Genomic DNA, 19,145 nt, shown 5'->3' on the forward strand with positions numbered 1-19,145 from the left:
TATGCCGGCAAATGCATGGTTTATTGCTTTTATAGCAATTGTTACGATTATCCGATTGGGCCTTATCATGGCAGGCCCAATGGATGCTCGGGCAAAGACAGATAAAATCGCAAACTGGATCATAGGTTTAGTTGTCGTGGTAATTGCATGGTTAGTTTTAGGAAAAATTTGGGGAGTTGAAACTGATGGATTCAAAGGGAAACAACCAACTGAAACTACAACAACAAGCTTTGATGATAGTAATACGAATGTTAATAATCAATCCTATTATGGGAGTGGTTATGATGAACAAACTCAGGATGTTCCGATTAAAATACAACCAAAAAAATAATGAAAAATAATAATTTAAGGGGGTATGAAACCTTTCAGGTTTTAAAAAATGTGAGCAATCCGGTTATGTTCCTTGGTCTGCCGATGAAATTAGCATTATTCTTTTTAGGAGCTATTATGATATCTGCTTTCATGGCTATGATTTTAAAATCTTTTGATGTAAGTATTATTGTTGCTATCGGGGTTCCATCTGCATTTGCTTTTATATCAATATCAGTTATTCGACTTTTCTACAAGAAATTTGGCATAAAAGGTTTTACAATGACTACCAGAAATAAGAATCTTCCTAATGAAATAAGAGCTGATAAATCTGTACAACAAATATTAAAAAGAAAATAATTTATGCCAGTATTATCTGAAATATTTCCAATTTATGACATTACTCATCAGGGATTGATGATAGGGGATACCAGAGCTTCTTTGACAGTTGCCTTTGAATTGGATTTGCCGATAGTTTTTACACTTGGACCTGAACAGTTTGCAGAACTTATTGAAAAATTCAGAACTTTTGTAGAATTACTTGGTGAGGATGTAATTGTTCATAAACAGGATATATATCACAGAGAACTGTTTTCCTACCGAAGCCCAAAGCTCGAGAAAGAAGAATATAATGATTTTATTGAAAGGAGCTATTCATTACATTTTAATGAGAGATCATATTTAAATTGTAGATCCTATCTATACATCACTAAGTTTAACAGTTCTGTTAGTGTAAAAAATCTTGTCTCAAAAGAATTTTCAAAAACAGACGAAAATGCATTTATAAGTACAGTTCAGTCGGCTGCTGCAGTTTTAGAAAAATTAATCAGATTCCGGTTCATTGATAAAGATGAGCTTTATTCTGTGAAAAGTCCAATCTCAAGGTTTATGAATTTTTCCTCTGCAGATTTGGAAGAATACAAAGACATAGATTTTTCAAACAACTCTATTCATGTTGGCAGCAATCAAATTAGAATATATTCAATAGAAGATCTGAATCAGTTTCCAACAGATAATATAGGGTATAACTCTTATTCGCAGAACCTGCCCACTTCTAATATGTTTGGTTTTGGCTATCTTTTAGATACTCCCCACGTCGTAAATCAATATATCTATATTCCTAATCAGAAAGATCTAATTCAGGATATTGATAAGCGAATGAGTAATCTAAAAGGATTTAATGTAAAAGGAAGTAACAGTTCTGCTTATGATGAACTTTCATTGTTTAAAGTAAAGCTTAATGAACTTTCATTACAGGGTGCATATTATCATTATAATGTAATGTGTTTTGATGACAATCCTCAATTGATTGATAAAAAAGTTGTTCAAGCATTTACAGAGGCCAAGTTTAAAAAGAAAGAAAATACTTTAGTAAGAAAAGATCTGTTTCTATCTGCTATTCCAGGAAATTCTTCTTTGTTGGTATCTCAAAAGGAAAATTTAATGTGTCTCCTTACGGATTTAGAAAGTGCAGCTTTTTTAAACTATGAACAGAATTATCCGGATAACTGGACAGCTGTTCATGGAGTAAAACTGTGTGATCGTTTATATGGAATTCCAAGAGCTGTTGATTTCTTTATTGAACCTAAAAGAAAAGGGCTCATTAAAAATCAAAATATTGTTATTCTTGCTGGATCCGGGGGTGGTAAATCCTATACCTGTAATCTTATTGATTTGGAATTGTATAGAGAGGGCGCTCATATTTTTACTATAGATGCCTCTTTTAGCTACAAACTACAAAGTACGTTACATAACGGGGCTTATTTGTCCTTTGACGATGAAAATAAGATTTCATTTAATCCATTCTACGTTGATTGGTTGAAAGAAGAAAATGCCAAAGAATTATTTTCTAATCAATATAATATCAATGATAAAAAGCTATCTAAATATGTTGATTTTCTCGAAGATAAAACAAATACTCTTTTAGGTCTTTTATGTGTAATGACTAAAAATGAAGGGGAATTAAGTGAACGTTTTGAAGAAAGTGTAAATCGCCAATTAATCTACAACTACTTTAAGGATCGATGCCTTACAAATCGGGTTGAACAAATGAAATTTGATGATTTCTTTGCCTTTTCTAAAGAAAGCCTACTGAAGTTATTACAAGATAAAGGATTGACTAATGCTGACTTCAATGTTAACAAATTTCATATGATGCTGGAAATATTCCATACTGGAAATTCCTTAGGCTATTTATTGAATTCGCAAGATGAGAAAATAAAAAACCTTGAAAAGCAAAGATATATTGTTATTGATGTTTCTAAGATTAGAGGGAATAAATTACTTTTTTCCGTAGTCTCTCTACTGGGTATGGACATTTATAATCAAAAAGTGGCAAAATTGCCAATTGGAGTTCGTAAAGTACTGAAAATTGACGAAGCATGGCAGGCAATCTCTTCTCCAGAAATGGCGACATTTTTAAAAGGTCAGGTTAAAGTAATTCGAAAATATGGAGGAAATACAATTTTCATTTCTCAGGAACTGTCTGATTTTCTGTCTTCTGATATTATTAAGGAGAGTATTATTAATAATTCATCTATCAAAATATTCGCAGATATGGGTGAATACAAACAAAAGTTTGACCCAATTAAAACTGCGATGGCGATATCAGACAATACTGAAGCTAAAATAATGTCCCTGAATCAAAATAATAGGACTGATACTTTTTACAGAGAAATCTGTGTCTGTTTAGAAACATATTCTGAGGTATATGCAGTTGAAACACCAGGTGAACTTAAATGTATTTTCGAAACAGATCCTGATGAAGTTGCCAAAATTCTTCCTCAGGTAGCCAAACTCGGGATTGAATTAACCGCAATCAATTACGCTGGGAGATAACTCAGAAAGTTACTTCTCCACAACTACTTAAACTTTAATTATAAAAATTTTTACTATGAAAAAAATATTTTTTCTTTTTAGCGTCTTACTAATAAATTACTGTTACTCACAGATTCCAGTAACTGACGCTGCAGCGAATGCAAATTTGGTATATCTAAATACTCAAATAGCCACTTTAAATTCAAACTTAGCTACACTTAATAGTACAGCTAGTTCTCAAAAAGTAGAAGCCGTAAATACTCAAAAAAACACCTTAGACCAATTAGGTTTATCTAAAGACCAGGAGAGTCTTCTCTGGAAAGTTCCCGGCTATTTAAAACAAGGGATGGAAATAAAAAATATCCTAAAAAAGGAGAATCAAGTAATCCAATCTATTTCACAAATTAATTCATCGTTGAATTCTTCAGGAATATCAGGTGAAGAACGAAGTAATATTATGAGTCAGGCTTATTCATTATTACAGAGTACCGGGCAAATTGTAGACATGGCCGTAAGCTTAATGTCAGATAATTCTTACAGAATGGATAATAATGAAAGGAGAAATTATCTTAAAGACATTGACAATACTCTTTCTTCAGTTTTAGGAATGGTCAATAGTTTAAAGGGATCTGCCAATGCCGCAGCAGCAGCAAGCAAATCTTCGTCGTCATTTAAAAATAATGCGAACAAAGTGCTTCAGAAAATTAATGTAAAAAATTAAGATCATGAATTTAAAATACTTACGAAATTTTAAATATCAGAAACCCCCTTTAAAAAGAGGTTTGGATATTAAAATTTCAAACAAACAAAAAGTAAGTCTTGGTGTATTGGCTATTTGTGTATGTTATACCGGACTTTTTGCTCAGTATGGTTCGTCTTCATCCCCTATGTTGCCTTTAAAAGATGTCAAAACAATTATTACAGGTGTGCCAGGGGGAGGGTTAGCTAACATCAGTACTTTCTATTTGACTTCTTTTTCTTTCTTAGATATAGTTAAATACATTATAAATTATATCATTCAGGCTCAGGTAGCAGGTACTCAAACAATAGCAAACTCTACTTTCGGAAATACTCAAATGTTCTCCAGAATAACAAATGTTTTAACCATTTTAGCCTGTATAGGCTGTGCAATAAAAATAGGAAAGCATTATCTAAAAACTGAACGATATGATAATGTTCCAGCATTTACTGGTTTTTTCAGTTATTTTGGAATTTTAGTGCTATTCTTATTTTCAGACACTTTGGTTACTAAACTAGTTTCTGTTAATTCAAGTATTAATACTTCTGCAGTTTCTAATATAGGAAATAAAATCAATGCCGAACTTGATGAACAAATAGCTCTTGATTATGAAAATCTTGTAAGCCAGCTTAAAACTCTTGAAACCGAATATATTTCTCTTACAACAGATGGAGGAGGGTTATTGGATTCTGGGACAATAATTAGAAACAGGACAGATTTTTACGGAAAACAAGCTGCATTTTATGCGGGGAATATAGGGAAATATGCATATTTCTCTTTCTTCGGAGTTCTGATCACTGCAGTACTTGCTATTCCGGTTTTTGTCATGACCCTGATGGTTAAAATTCTACTTTCCGTTATGATACTTGGAACAAAGCTGGTATTCTTGACTTCCTTTATTCCTGGTTTTGAAAATACATGGAAAACGTTCATGCTTAATTTAGTCCATATCTTATTGTGGATCCCAATATTTAATTCAATAATAGCTTTTATTCTATCAATCATTTCTGCAACAATGGTAACGGGTTCAATGACCGGGGGCCAAATTGTATGGCTTTCGATTGTTGCAATAATTTGTGCCTACCAGGCAGTTTCCCTTACAACATCTGCAGCTGGTGTTTTGATTAATGGAGCAGGAGCAAGTATAGCAGGAGGTTTAGGTTCTTTATCTGGAATGAACGCAATGTCAATGTCCGGGAAAGCAATATCTACTGGAGCAAGCATAGGAGCAGGAGTTGCTACTGGTGGTTCCTCAACTGCATTACAAGTCGCTTCCAAACTTAAGAAATAACATTTTTATGAAAGAGTTAACATCCATTCGAAATCGAGAAAAAACATATAGAATTGTAATTATAGGTGCTTTTGTAATTGCTGCAGTAATTTCAATTATTTCACTTGTTTACGCCAATAATGCTATGGTTGCAAGTTCAAAAAACATCTATGTTCTTGTAAATGATAATAATTTAGTTCAAGCGAAATCAACAGATATCACAAATTCCTACGATATTCTTGCAAAAAAACAAATCGAGAGGCTGAATAAGTTGATTTATGAACAAGTCCCGGATCCAACAAATATTAATAAACAGCTTAACCAAGCTATGGTAATGTCTGATAAGTCTGCAGCTAATTTAATAGATGCACTAAAGACAAATAATTTCTACAATGATTTAGTTTCACAAAACTTTTTTAGCCTAATGCTTACGGATAGCATCAGAGTAAATTATTCACTTAACCCCTCTCCATTTACATACTATGGCAAATTAAAGATAGTACGAAGCGGAACCACTTTCTTTAGAAAAACCATTACAACCGGAGAAATACAGAGAACAGGTATCTCAACCGACAATAATGAATATGGATTTTTAATCAGGAATTTCAACTTGAAATCCGACGAAGCAATAAAATAGCTATGAAAGATCTTTTACAAAAAATAAAATCGGATCCTGTTCTAAAACAAAAAGTAATTAGAGCAGGTATCTTCTTTGGTTTATTCATTATCGGAATAATTGGCTTCTACATTTATAATGAAAGTAATGCAAAACCTAGTGTTATAGATAAGGATAATCAAATTAACGGGAGAATAATTCCAGCAGACACAGCTTCTTTAGGGGTTGAAAAAACAGAGTTTTATACCAGACAAAACCAAGATAGTATTGTACAGGTACAAGCGACTTCCGAAACTGTTTTAGGAGGTAGTGTGGTACAAAAAAATAAAATGCAGGAAGATAATAATGCTGTTTTAAACGAGTATATGGCTAACCGGCAAGCATCAATACAAAAAATGCAAAAAAGTTCTGATACATATGTTCCTTCAGCAAGCTCTTCAGATAATTATTCAAGGAGAAAATACAATCCCAATGGGAATAGTTCCGATTGGACAACAGATAAAACTACTGTTACGAGTTCCAAGCCAGTGAGGGACGTTCCAGTAATTGGAACTTATACAAGATCCTATAATCCTGATAATCCATCTGCTTCAACCGTAGATTATAATAATCAACAGGTAACCCAATCACAGCAAAAAGAGCTTACAAAGGAAGAAAAATTACAATTGGCTATTGCAAGTAAATACAGTAAGGGATCCGCCTCTGGTGATCAAGGAATAACTGTAACAGCTCAGATTTATAACAATCAAAAAATCAATTCCAACAATACTTCGGTAAGAATTGTTCTCCTTGATAAACTATATATCAATAATACAACAATTGGAACTGATGCATTCATTTATGGAATTGCTAATGTTGGCCAAAATAGACTGACAATAACAGTTCCAAATATTTCTTATAAAGGAAGGAATTACCCGGTAAACCTTATTGTTTATGATTACAGAACCGGGGAGCAGGGAATTCCAATAAAACAAGAAAACATTGTTGGATCTATGAGTAGAGAAGCTGAGAATCAAATAAACCAAGAAGCTTCAAGTAGACTCGGTAGAGTGGGAAGTATTCTAACTTCAGTAATGAGTGGTAGAAATAAATCTGTCAGTATCCAACTCAATGATGGTCACAAAATTTACTTAAAATCTAAAAATTAGTATGAAAAAAATTGAAAAATTTTTATTGGTTCCCAGGAATAGATTACTAACTGAGATGATGTGCTGTTTGGCTCTTTTTATCATCAGCGCAATTTCATGGGCACTCTTTTTTGGGGTGATAATTCTTATTTACAGCAGTGGCGTTTCTACCGATTCGCAAGAATTATATAAATACTTTACAGAGCCCGATGTAACGTTTTTTAGAGTGATCCGACACGGTGGGTTATTAGGAATACCTATGCTTACTGCAATTGCAACTACTGTGGGGTTTTTAAAATTATTACGAAAAATAATAAACTGAGGATATGAATAAACTTATTACAATACTATTTCTATCGATTCATGTACTCTGCTTTTCGCAATTGTCTGATACGATTGAAATAAATCAATTTAAAACTACACAAATCATATTTAATGAAGAAGTTAGTTTAGTAGAACCGGGAACTGGAGATCTGCAGGTTAAAAATAAAAATGTTGACAATGTATTGATTCTCCAATCAATTGTTCCCCAGGCTGATTTTATTATCACCAATTTGTTTATTAAGACAAAATCTAATATTTACAATCCAATCATTAAGTATAATGAAAATCCTAAGAAAACAACTTTTCTGGAAAAAGATTTAAAGAGTGCCATTGGAGGTGTAAAAGACTTAGGTACAAAATCCAATATTAATAAGCCAGTTATTCAAACTGGATCAAGCGATAAAAGATTTTCCAACAATTCTACAGATAAAAATTCGCTTCAAAATGTGAAAGACTCAGATTTAAAGCTAGTTGAAGCAGTATTGAAAAGAGGGGAAGCATATAAACCTTCAAGGGAATATACTACAGGTATGTGGTTTAAGTTTCTTGCCCATTTTGTTTACAACGGAAAGTTCTATCTAAAATTTGAAATTGATAATACTTCAGATCTGGATTTTGAAATCGAACATTTCTTTTTTAGTATCCAGAGTAGAAAGAAAAGGAATGTAACAGAGACACAAAGAGAGGTTAATTATAATAGATTCTTAAATGAGACAGATCGTGTTAATGCTAAAGAAAAAAAGGTGTTAATCTTTGAGTTTCCTACTTTCTCAATGAACAAAACCGAAGAATTTTTAATCGAACTTAAAGAAAAAGGTGGTGCCAGGAATTTTATTGTCGGGGTTCCATACTTTATCATCAATCAACCCGTAAAACTTGAAATAAAATAATTTAAATGATGAAAATTAAAATTTTCTTACTAGCCTTTTTTATTTCTTCTCTATTTTCTGCTCAGGCAGGATATAGTAATCTCACAAACCATCAACAGGGGAATTATCAAATTGAACCTTCTGTTAATATTGGGAAGAGAAATAAAGGAGTAGGACTGATGTTCGGATATTATCTGAACGATTTTTTGGTTGTAAGAGCTGGAGCAACTTATCGGAAGTTTCAGTATAGATCTTACAAGGAAGATATTCTGGAGGGAAACATAGATGTAGCTTATACTGTCTATTCACCCAGATATGATGATCCCTTTCTCCATAGATTCAATTTCGCCTTAATGCTTGGCGTTGCATATGAATCAGTGAAAGTTAAAGGACAAACTATTTTAATTGATCCTTATCCCCAATATTTCTACGTGAATGGAGGTGGGCAATTAGAATTTAGGTTCTCTGACCGTATAGGTCTTGTTGGAAATTTTCGTCAATATTATGCCGTTAATGGTTCTAAAGATAAATTAGGATATTGGCGTTTTGACTACGGAATAGGTGTTCGATACTATTTATGGAGATAAATTATACAATTATGAAAAAAAACATATTATTTATTTTAATCTTTTTATTTACAGGATTAAAATTGGTAGCTCAGAATAGCTACGTTAATGATTTTACAGTACATATTTGGCCTTTAGATACGTCAAATCCGAATACATTAACTGTACAGTTAACAAATGTTGATGCATCAATTTCAATGGCGGGTTGCTCAGGCAATCCATCAACTGAGATTCAAGCAAAATATGATCTTTATTACGACGATGTATTTGTAAAAACTATATATCAGACACAGGGTTATAATGAAGCATGGGGAGGGGATAAATGGGTTCAGACACCCAATAGTCCTTATATGATAAGTAATAACTCAGTTGCAAATATTGTTGATCCTGCTATATGTCAAGGACTAAATTATAATGCGAAGATAACAATCAAAGCAACTTTAACAGTTAGGTCTGTTTATGTGATTAATTTTATTCAATATGCATGTAATAATGCTTCAAAAACGATAGAATATGTAATTAATAAACCTGCTTTTGATATTACCAATGAAAACGCAATTGTTTGTTTTGGGGATAATGCAGTATTCCAGACAGCAGCTCTTGGGAATGAAACTGTCACGTTCTATAAAGATGCAGCGCTTTCATTTCCTTATAGTGGAAATAATGTTTCAAATAATACATTAACCTTAAAGCCAGCTGATTATTCATTAGGTCAGAATTCATTCTGGTGTAAAGTGACAAATGCTACTGGTTGTTCAAAAGTAAAAAAAGTAAATTTTACTGTAAACGAAAGACCAACTAACTTACAAATTACAGGAAATCAGCAGAATTATTGTGTTAATGCTCCTATACTCATTACTCCATCTGCAGTGGGAAATGTTTCAGTCTATGAATGGAGTACAACTCAAAATTTTGCTCCGGGAGATATTTTAAGTAGTTCGCAGGTAGATAGTCAAGGAAGACTGTCTTACATTCCATCTTCAACAGGGCAACAATCATTATATGTAAGAGCAAAAGCTCCAAATGGATGTTTCACTCAACCCCTTAATGTAACTTATAATATATATCCTGAAATTACAAATTTTCAGATTTTAAATAATGGTAAAACATTTTGTGATACTGAAACTGTAAGTTTTACTGCAGGAGCAACTAATGGCCAACAGTACCAATGGTACAAAGATGCAAACGCCTCTATATCCCTTGGAACCGCCACTACATTGAATTTATATAATACGGATTGGTCTTATGGGCCTAATACCATTTACGTAAGAGCACGAGGTGATATGGGCTACTGTACAACTCCACTTGTGCCAGTGACATTTAATGTTGTGGCAACTCCTAAGAATTTACAAGTTGCAGGAGCTTCTACTTCATATTGTACTGGAAACCCTGTTCTGATTACTCCTTCAGCAATCGGAACTAATCTTACTTACGAGTGGAGTACAAATTCGAATTTTGTAAACCTTCTTGATCCTTCTTTAGTAGATACTCAGGGTAGATTGAACTATACTCCGACGACACCTGGAACATATCAGTATTATGTGAGAGCTAAAGGAGATAATTCTTGTACATCTACTTTCGTTTCTGTAAATTTTACTGTAAATCAAAATGTTGCAAATCTCCAGGTTTCAAATAATGGGGCTACGTTTTGTAAAGGATCAGTTATTAGTTTCGTTGCAGGGGCAAATAATGCCACTAATTATAACTGGTATAAATTTGCAAATGGAACAGGATTATTAACAAATGGAGGTACATATACAGCAGATCCTGCAGATTATGTTGTTGGTGCAAATACTGTTTATGTACAGGCATCTAACGGAAATGGCTGCTCTTCACAAATGACAGCTGTAACATTTAATGTAAACGAATCTCCTGAAAATCTTCAGGTTTCGGGAAACCTAAATAATTATTGTACTGGAAATCAAGTTCTAATTTCTCCATCTGCAGTAGGTTCTTCTCTTACTTATGAGTGGAGTTTGAATTCAAACTTTGTAAACATTTTAGGGAGTTCTTTTGTTGATTCTCAAGGTAGGTTAAGCTATACAATTTCAAATACAGGGACATATAATTATTATGTAAGAGCCAAGGGACCCAATGGATGTACTACAGCTCCATTACAGATCACTTTTACAGTTTCACAAGGAGTTACCAATTTGCAAGTATCTAATGACGGAGCTGTTTTTTGTAAAGGCTCTACCGTATCATTTACCGCGGGTGCAACTAATGCATCTGAATATAAGTGGTATAAATTTGCAAACGGTACAGGATTACTATATACTGGACCAACATATACTTTAACTTCTACTGAATATGTAATAGGGCAAAATACTTTGTATGTTCAAGCTTCAAATTCAACAGGATGTAATACAGCGCTAATTCCTGTATCGTTTGTTGTTAATGAGGCTCCTACAAATCTTCAGGTAGTAGGAAATGGTGGTGCTTACTGTATCGGAAATCCAGTATTTATTACACCATCAGCTAATGGTAATAATATTTCATACCAGTGGAGTACTACATCGAACTTTGTAAACATTTTAGGAAGTTCTTTTGTTGATTCTAACGGAAATCTGGCTTATACCCCAAGTACTGCAGGTAACTTCACCTATTATGTACGAGCTAAATCACAAGGCAACTGTTATACGGCTCCGGAGGCTGTTACTTTTACTGTAAGTAACGCAGTTTCGAACGTGACTGTAACGAATCAGAATGCTCAAGTTTGTGCAGGATCTCCAATTACTTTCCAGGCTTCTGCAACCAATGCGACTTCTTATACGTGGAGTTCCGACTCTGCAGGAGTGAATGTGATTGCGAATACTCCTTCCATTACATTAGACCAGACACAGTATGTACTGGGAACCAATGTGATTTATGTTAAGGTTGGTAATGCCGGAGGGTGTAACGCTTCTCCAATCCCGGTTTCATTCTCCGTTAATGAAAGCCCTACTAATTTAGAAGTATCAGGAGCACAAGCTTCTTATTGTACCGGTAGCCAGGTTATGATAACCCCATCCGCAACAGGCGCAAATCTTATCTATGAGTGGAGTAGTAATTCAAATTTCACAACTTTATTGGGTAGTAGTTTTGTAGATACCAATGGAAATTTATCATTCACACCCGCTAATACTGGTAATTTTACATATTTTGTAAGAGCGAAAAATCCAGCTGGATGTATTACTGCTTCTAAAACTGTTACATTTACTGTTAGTACGGGTGTATCTAATCTTCAGGTTTCTAATAATGGTACAGCATTCTGCCAAGGATCAACTATATCATTTACTGCCGGCGCTTCCGGCGCTTCCGAATATAAGTGGTTTAAATTTGCAAATGGAACAGGATTATTGAATAATGGGGCCACTTACAGCCCTGGAATAACCGACTATGCTATTGGGCAAAATACTATTTATATTCAGGCTTCAAGCGCAAGTGGATGTAATACCGCTCTTATGCCGGTTACATTTACAGTTAATGAAGTCCCTTCAAATCTTCAGGTTTCTGGAAATTCAGCAACTTACTGTATCGGAAATCCGATATTAATCTCTGCTTCAGCTAATGGGAACAATATTTTATACCAATGGAGCACAACATCGAACTTTGTTAACATTTTAGGAAGTTCTTTTGTAGACGCTAATGGAAATCTGGCTTATACTCCAAGTGCTGCAGGTAACTTTACCTATTATGTAAGAGCTAAATCACAAGGGAACTGTTATACGACCCCGGAAACTGTAACTTTTACTGTAAGTAACGCAGTTTCGAACGTAACTGTAACCAATCAGAATGCTCAGGTTTGTGCAGGATCTCAAATTACTTTCCAGGCTTCTGCTACTAATGCGACTTCTTATACATGGAGTTCCGACTCTGCAGGAGTGAATGTTATTGCTAATACTCCTTCCATTACATTAGACCAGACGCAGTATGTATTGGGAACCAATGTGATTTATGTTAAGGTTGCTAATGCCGGAGGGTGTAACGCTTCTCCAATCCCGGTTTCATTCTCTGTTAATGAAAGCCCTACTAATTTAGAGGTTTCAGGAGCACAAGCTACTTATTGTACCGGTAGCCAGGTTATGATTACTCCATCCGCAACAGGCGCAAATCTTATCTATGAGTGGAGTAGCAATTCCAATTTCACAACTTTACTGGGCAGTAGTTTTATAGATACCAATGGGAATTTAAATTTTGCTACAATTACAAACGGATCATTTACTTATTATGTTAGAGCTAAAAACACGACAGGATGTGTTACTTCGACAAAAACTGTGACGTTTAGTGTAAACCAAGGTGTATCTAATCTTCAGGTTTCTAACAACGGAGCAACATTCTGCCAAGGATCAACTATATCATTTACAGCCGGCGCTACCGGAGCTTCTGAATATAAGTGGTTTAAATTTGCAAATGGAACAGGATTATTGAATAACGGGGCAACTTTCAGCCCTGCGATATCGGACTATACTATTGGGCAGAACACAATTTATCTCCAAGCATCAAGTGGATCAGGATGTAATACCGCTCTTATGCCAGTTACATTTACAATAAATGAAAGTCCGGCTAATTTAGAATTAACAGGAGCATTACCTACATACTGTACAGGGACGGAAATATTGATTTCCCCTTCGGCAACAGGAAATGGATTAATCTATGAATGGAGCACAAATTCAAATTTCACAAACATTTTGAATACAGCATATGTTGATATTCAAGGGAACCTGAAATTTATTGCGACAACAGTTGGAAATTATCAATTTTATGTGAGAGCTAAAAATAATACATCTTGTGTAACACCAACAAAATCAGTATCATTTACGGTTGCACAGGGAGTTTCTAACCTACAGGTTTCTAATAATGGAACGAGTTTTTGTCAAGGTACTGCGGTAAGCTTTACTGCAGGTGCGACAAATGCGACAGAATATAAATGGTATAAATTCTCGAATGGAACAGGACTTATATTTAACGGTGCAACATACACTCCAACTCAGAATGATTATACTACTGGACTAAACACGGTTTATTTGCAGGCATCTAATACAAGCGGATGTAATACCGCTCTTATGCCGGTTACATTCACTGTATATGAAGTTCCTTCTGGTCTACAAGTGTCAGGCAACACCCAGACTTATTGCATTGGAAATCCAGTATTTATTACACCTTCAGCTAATGGTAATAATATTTCATACCAGTGGAGTACCACATCGAACTTTGTAAACATTTTAGGAAGTTCTTTTGTAGACGCTAATGGAAATCTGGCTTATACTCCAAGTGCTGCAGGTAACTTCACCTATTATGTACGAGCTAAATCACAAGGCAACTGTTATACGGCTCCGGAGGCTGTTACTTTTACTGTAAGTAACGCAGTTTCGAACGTGACTGTAACGAATCAGAATGCTCAAGTTTGTGCAGGATCTCCAATTACTTTCCAGGCTTCTGCAACCAATGCGACTTCTTATACGTGGAGTTCCGACTCTGCAGGAGTGAATGTTATTGCTAGTACTCCTTCCATTACATTAGACCAAACACAGTATGTACAAGGAACCAATGTGATTTATGTTAAGGTTGGCAATGCCGGAGGGTGTAACGCTTCTCCAATCCCGGTTTCATTCTCCGTTAATGAAAGCCCTACTAATTTAGAAGTATCAGGAGCACAAGCTTCTTATTGTACCGGTAGCCAGATCATGATCACACCGTCAGCAATAGGAACGAATCTTAGCTATGAGTGGAGCTCTAATTCTAACTTTACGAGCTTGTTAGGAAGTAATTTTGTAGATTCTAATGGTAATTTATCATTCACACCTACAGCTACAGGTAATTTTACATATTTTGTGAGAGCGAAAAATCCAGCTGGATGTATTACTGCTTCTAAAACTGTAACTTTCCTAATTACTCAAGGGGTATCAAACTTACAAGTTTCTAATAACGGCGCTACATTCTGCCAAGGATCAACTATATCATTTACAGCCGGGGCTACTAATGCAACGGAATATAAATGGTATAAGTTCTCCAATGGTACAGGACTTATGTTTAATGGTACAATTTATAATCCAACGCCAAATGATTATTCAATAGGTGTAAATACTATCTATCTTCAAGCGTCAAATGGAACAGGATGTAACACCGCGCTTATTCCTGTTGCATTTACAGTTAATGAAGTTCCTTCAAACCTTCAGGTTTCTGCAAATTCAGCAACTTACTGTATCGGAAATCCAGTATTTATTAGTCCTTCGGCAAATGGAAATAATATTTCCTACCAATGGAGTACAACATCGAACTTTGTTAACATTTTAGGAAGTTCTTTTGTAGACGCTAATGGAAATCTGGCTTATACTCCAAGTGCTGCAGGTAACTTTACCTATTATGTAAGAGCTAAATCACAAGGGAACTGTTATACGACCCCGGAAACTGTAACTTTTACTGTAAGTAATGCAGTTTCCAACGTAACTGTAACCAATCAGAATGCTCAGGTTTGTGCAGGATCTCCAATTACTTTCCAGGCTTCTGCTACCAATGCGACTTCTTATACATGGAGTTCCGACTCTGCAGGAGTGAATGTTATTGCTAATACTCCTTCCATTACATTAGACCAGACACAGTATGTACTGGGAACCAATGTGATTTATGTTAAGGTTGGTAATGCCGGAGGGTGTAATGCCTCGCCAATCCCGGTATCATTCTCCGTTAATGAAACTCCGGCAAACTTAGAAATATCTGGAGCACAACCTTCTTATTGTACAGGAAGTCAAATCCTAATTACTCCTTCAGCAATTGGCAATAACATTTCCTATGAATGGAGTCTGAATTCAAATTTTACAACCTTGTTAGGAAGTAATTATGTTGATTCTAGTGGGAATTTTTCTTATACTCCTTCAACAACGGGTAATTTTACATACTTCGTAAGAGCTAAAAATGGATCAGGATGTGTTACTTCGACAAAAACTGTGACATTTAATGTAACACAAGGAGTATCTAACCTTCAGGTTTCTAACAACGGAGCAACATTCTGTAAAGGAACCACAATTTCATTCACTGCAGGTGCAACTAATGCATCTGAATATAAGTGGTATAAATTTGCAAACGGTACAGGATTACTGTTTTCAGGAAATACATATACTCCTGCAGCATCAGAATATAGCTTAGGATTGAATACAGTCTATTTGCAAGCTAGTTCAGGAAGTAATTGTAACACCGCACTAATGCCAGTTACTTTCACTGTTAATGAAACTCCAACCAACATAGCATATTTTGGTAATACGACATATTGCACTGGACAACAAATTTTAGTAACACCAAGTGCTTTAGGAGCAAATGTGACATATCAGTGGAGTGTAACTGCTAATTTTGCACCTTCAAGCTTATTAAGTTCAACTATGGTTGATACGAACGGAAATTTAACGTTCTCTGCTCAAAATGTTGGAACAAATACATATTATTTGAGAGCTATTAATACCCAAGGCTGTCATACGGACGGAATTCCTGTTACTATTACAATCAATGTTCAGCCAACCAACTTAGCGGTTAATAAAATTACGAACACGGCTAATACTACGTATTGCCAAAATGGTGGAACAGAGCAGTATTTAGCAACTGGAGTTAACGTAACAAAATTCAAGTGGTTTGCTGATGTGAATTTAACACAAGAATTACAGCCAAATTTCTTGTCCGGAACTAATAATAGCATATTGAATGTTGATCCAGCAATTTGGTCAATCGGCACTCATAATGTATATGTTATCGGTGAGAATGCTAATGGTTGTCAAACTACTCCAAAATCAATAAATTTTGTAATTATCAGTGGTATATCAAATGTATCGCCTGATGTAAATGATTTTACCCTTTGCCAGGGCAAGTCAAAAATTGTTAACTTGTTAAATCCCAATAATTTTACGGTAACATGGTTCACAAATAGTGCTGGAACGCAGTTATTAAATCAGGCTTATCTATCAAATAATGGTAATACACTTTCTATTGATGGAAACCTATTTACAATAGGTACAAATACACTGTACTATAAGATCCAAAACGCAGGAGGATGTTCATCATCATTGACTCCGGTTACGTTTACAATACTTGCAGCTCCCACTAATCTAGCAGTTACTAATAATAATGCTGTTGTTTGTAAAGGGAACATTGTAACTTTTGAAGCCTCGGCATTCAATGTAAGTAATTATGCTTGGTATAAAGATTATGCAACTGGTTTGGTAGCAGATCCTCAATTCATTTCTGGAACAAACAATTATAAATTGTCAATTCCAACATCTAATTTACCTGCAGGTGTATACAATTATACAGTAGTTGGAGAGAATTCCAATGGATGCAAAACACAACCGATTGTAATTACATTCACTGTAAAGGATGTTCCGGGTAATTCTTCTTTAACAGGCTTAACGACTTATTGTCAAACAGAAACTGTTCATTTTACTTTAGTAAATAGTAATTCTAACAATTTCAGTTGGTTTACTGATGCTAATGGACTTAATCCATTAAACAGTTCGTATATTTCAAATAATGGGGCTGAAATTAATATACCAGGTAATACATTCCAATCTGGATCACATTCTCTCTATTATTATGCAACTAATCAAAGTTGTAATTCACCGATGCAGACTGTATCATTTAGTATTAAGCAAAGTCCATCTAACTTGAATGTAAGTGGTAATAATGGAACTTATTGTTTTGGAGATTTAATAGATATAGTTGTTGGATCTACAGGTGGCGCCACAGATTATCAGTGGTTTGAAGATGCTGCTGCTTCACTACTTTTAAGTTCTAACTATATTACAGGAACTATTCATGAAAGATTACAGACTTCATCTTTCGGAGTTGGTTCTCACACTGTGTATGTTAGGGCTATAAATTCAAATGGATGTACATCGACATTGTTGCCAGTATCATTTACTGTCAATGCGAAGCCTATTATATCAACGTTTGCAACAAATAGTAGTACAGTTACAGAGTCTTCTCCTATTACATTTAATATTAATGGATCAGGATATACTAAATGGAAGTTATTATTTAATGGTAGTCAGGTTGCGCCAGCTGGAGGAGGATGGAATAATGGTACCATATCAACTCATACTTATACAAGTTCAGCTACACAGGCAAATCAAGGAACGTACACACTTGTTATTTCTAATGGGACTTGTGAACAAACAAAAGATTTCAATCTTTATGTGATTCCTAATATTGTAATTACCCATGATAGAACTAATGACATTGGCCTTGATAATGGCGTTTCCAAAGTTGTAATGAAACAGCATGAAGTAATCACTTTCTCAACAAATCTTCCCGTAAACGCATTGTATAATGAAGAATGGGATTATGGGGACGGATTTAATAACCAAACCGTAGCAGGTCAACATTATTATAATAATGCCGGAGAGTTTTCAGTAAAACTTAAAGTGACCAATTCTGTTAATGGTGATGTTATTAATTTGACTTATCAGCTGCCAATTTTAGTAAAAGAAGTAGATAGTACAATCCCAACTAATACTTTAAATCCACCGGCAGATTATACTATTTATCCTAACCCTTATAAAGAATTTTTAGGGCTTAAGTTTACGGCCAATCAGGGAGATAAATTAGTATTAAGAATATATAGTTTAAGTGGAATCAGTGTATTTGATACTGACTGGACTGCAGATGGAGTGACGTTTGATAAAAAGTGGTATAATCCATTAATCAATAAACCTGCAGGAGCATATCTTGTGGTTATTAAAAATGTAACTCAAAATACAACATTCAGTACTAAACTTTTAAAGCAGCAATAAAATGAAAAATATAAAGTTTTTAATAATTATTTTATTCATCGCAGGATTTATTCAATCCTGTGATGATAAAATCACATCACTTGAAGATTTAAATACAGCGCCTTATTTTCAATATTTTAGAAAGTCTTCCATTAACTGGGAAACTCCCGGCGACGTACCTATTCAGGATAGTGCTAAAGTATACAATTCCTATAATAATGCAACCTATCCAGCAATATTAAGAATTAAGGATGCAAACTATAATATTTCCAAAATCAATATTATTAGTAATGATACACAAAACAGTTTCTTCGTAAACGATAATGTTTATTACAATAACTATGAGATTGATAATAGTGAAGAATTTAATATTGCATTCCGAAATAATACTGCTGGAACTTTTGACTATAAAGTTTCAGCTTCAGATGATTTTGATAAATCAAATAGAATGGCTTTTAGGATAACTTTTAAACCAAACCAAGATCCAATAGCAAGGCTAAACATCTCAATTGTAAATTCTACAACTCGCAATTATTTGTTAAATGCTCATTCTTCGATTGACAGAGATCAATCAATAGGTGGAAGTATTGTTGAGTATGAATATACAATAGATAATGTGATTATTCACACGTCTCAACCACAGATTAACCACATTTTCACTAGAGGAAATCATACTGTAAAACTTAGAGTAAAGGATAATGATAACGTTTGGAGTCCTTATGTCCAATATTCCGTAACTGTAATATAAATTAAAAGAGGAATTTTATTCAATTC

The 19,145-nt window shown here is 34.5% G+C and carries 12 protein-coding genes; all 12 read left to right on the forward strand.

Annotation, left to right across the window (positions count from 1 at the left end):
• Position 1 precedes the first annotated feature (1 nt).
• The 12 genes from C1638_RS20610 to C1638_RS20665 are packed head-to-tail and all read left to right on the forward strand — an operon-like array spanning position 2 to position 19,119.
• The gene (locus C1638_RS20610; RefSeq protein WP_109623818.1) at positions 2-331 is read left to right on the forward strand and encodes a hypothetical protein; all 330 of its coding nucleotides are present in this window, start codon (positions 2-4) and stop codon (positions 329-331) included.
• The gene (locus C1638_RS20615) at positions 331-669 is read left to right on the forward strand and encodes a DUF4133 domain-containing protein (protein WP_109623819.1); all 339 of its coding nucleotides are present in this window, start codon (positions 331-333) and stop codon (positions 667-669) included. Before C1638_RS20610 ends, C1638_RS20615 begins: the two co-directional genes overlap by 1 nt.
• A 3-nt stretch (positions 670-672) precedes the next feature.
• Positions 673-3,147: a TraG family conjugative transposon ATPase gene (locus C1638_RS20620; protein WP_109623820.1), complete on the forward strand. Its 2,475-nt coding sequence runs from the start codon at positions 673-675 to the stop codon at positions 3,145-3,147.
• A gap of 55 nt (positions 3,148-3,202) precedes the next feature.
• Positions 3,203-3,847 (forward strand): hypothetical protein, encoded by a 645-nt coding sequence (locus C1638_RS20625; protein ID WP_109623821.1) that lies wholly within the window; start codon positions 3,203-3,205, stop codon positions 3,845-3,847.
• A 4-nt stretch (positions 3,848-3,851) separates the two neighbouring features.
• The gene (locus C1638_RS20630; RefSeq protein WP_109623822.1) at positions 3,852-5,156 is read left to right on the forward strand and encodes a hypothetical protein; all 1,305 of its coding nucleotides are present in this window, start codon (positions 3,852-3,854) and stop codon (positions 5,154-5,156) included.
• 7 nt (positions 5,157-5,163) lie between these two features.
• Positions 5,164-5,772 (forward strand): hypothetical protein, encoded by a 609-nt coding sequence (locus tag C1638_RS20635; RefSeq protein ID WP_109623823.1) that lies wholly within the window; start codon positions 5,164-5,166, stop codon positions 5,770-5,772.
• A gap of 2 nt (positions 5,773-5,774) precedes the next feature.
• Entirely contained in the window at positions 5,775-6,899 is a 1,125-nt protein-coding gene (gene traM, locus C1638_RS20640) for a conjugative transposon protein TraM (RefSeq protein WP_109623824.1), read from the forward strand.
• A gap of 1 nt (position 6,900) precedes the next feature.
• The gene (locus C1638_RS20645) at positions 6,901-7,200 is read left to right on the forward strand and encodes a hypothetical protein (RefSeq protein ID WP_109623825.1); all 300 of its coding nucleotides are present in this window, start codon (positions 6,901-6,903) and stop codon (positions 7,198-7,200) included.
• Positions 7,201-7,204: 4 nt separating this feature from the next.
• Positions 7,205-8,092, forward strand: a complete 888-nt coding sequence (locus tag C1638_RS20650; RefSeq protein ID WP_109623826.1) for a DUF4138 domain-containing protein — start codon at positions 7,205-7,207, stop codon at positions 8,090-8,092.
• Between the two features lie 5 nt (positions 8,093-8,097).
• A complete protein-coding gene (locus tag C1638_RS20655) occupies positions 8,098-8,658 on the forward strand; it encodes a hypothetical protein (protein ID WP_123838408.1) in 561 nt (186 codons plus the stop codon).
• A gap of 11 nt (positions 8,659-8,669) precedes the next feature.
• On the forward strand, positions 8,670-18,392 hold the full coding sequence (locus C1638_RS20660; RefSeq protein ID WP_123838409.1) for an Ig-like domain-containing protein: 9,723 nt from the start codon (positions 8,670-8,672) through the stop codon (positions 18,390-18,392).
• Position 18,393: 1 nt separating this feature from the next.
• On the forward strand, positions 18,394-19,119 hold the full coding sequence (locus C1638_RS20665; RefSeq protein ID WP_109623829.1) for a PKD domain-containing protein: 726 nt from the start codon (positions 18,394-18,396) through the stop codon (positions 19,117-19,119).
• The last annotated feature ends 26 nt before the right edge of the window (positions 19,120-19,145 follow it).

Source organism: Chryseobacterium oncorhynchi (genome assembly GCF_002899895.1).
GTDB lineage: Bacteria > Bacteroidota > Bacteroidia > Flavobacteriales > Weeksellaceae > Chryseobacterium > Chryseobacterium oncorhynchi.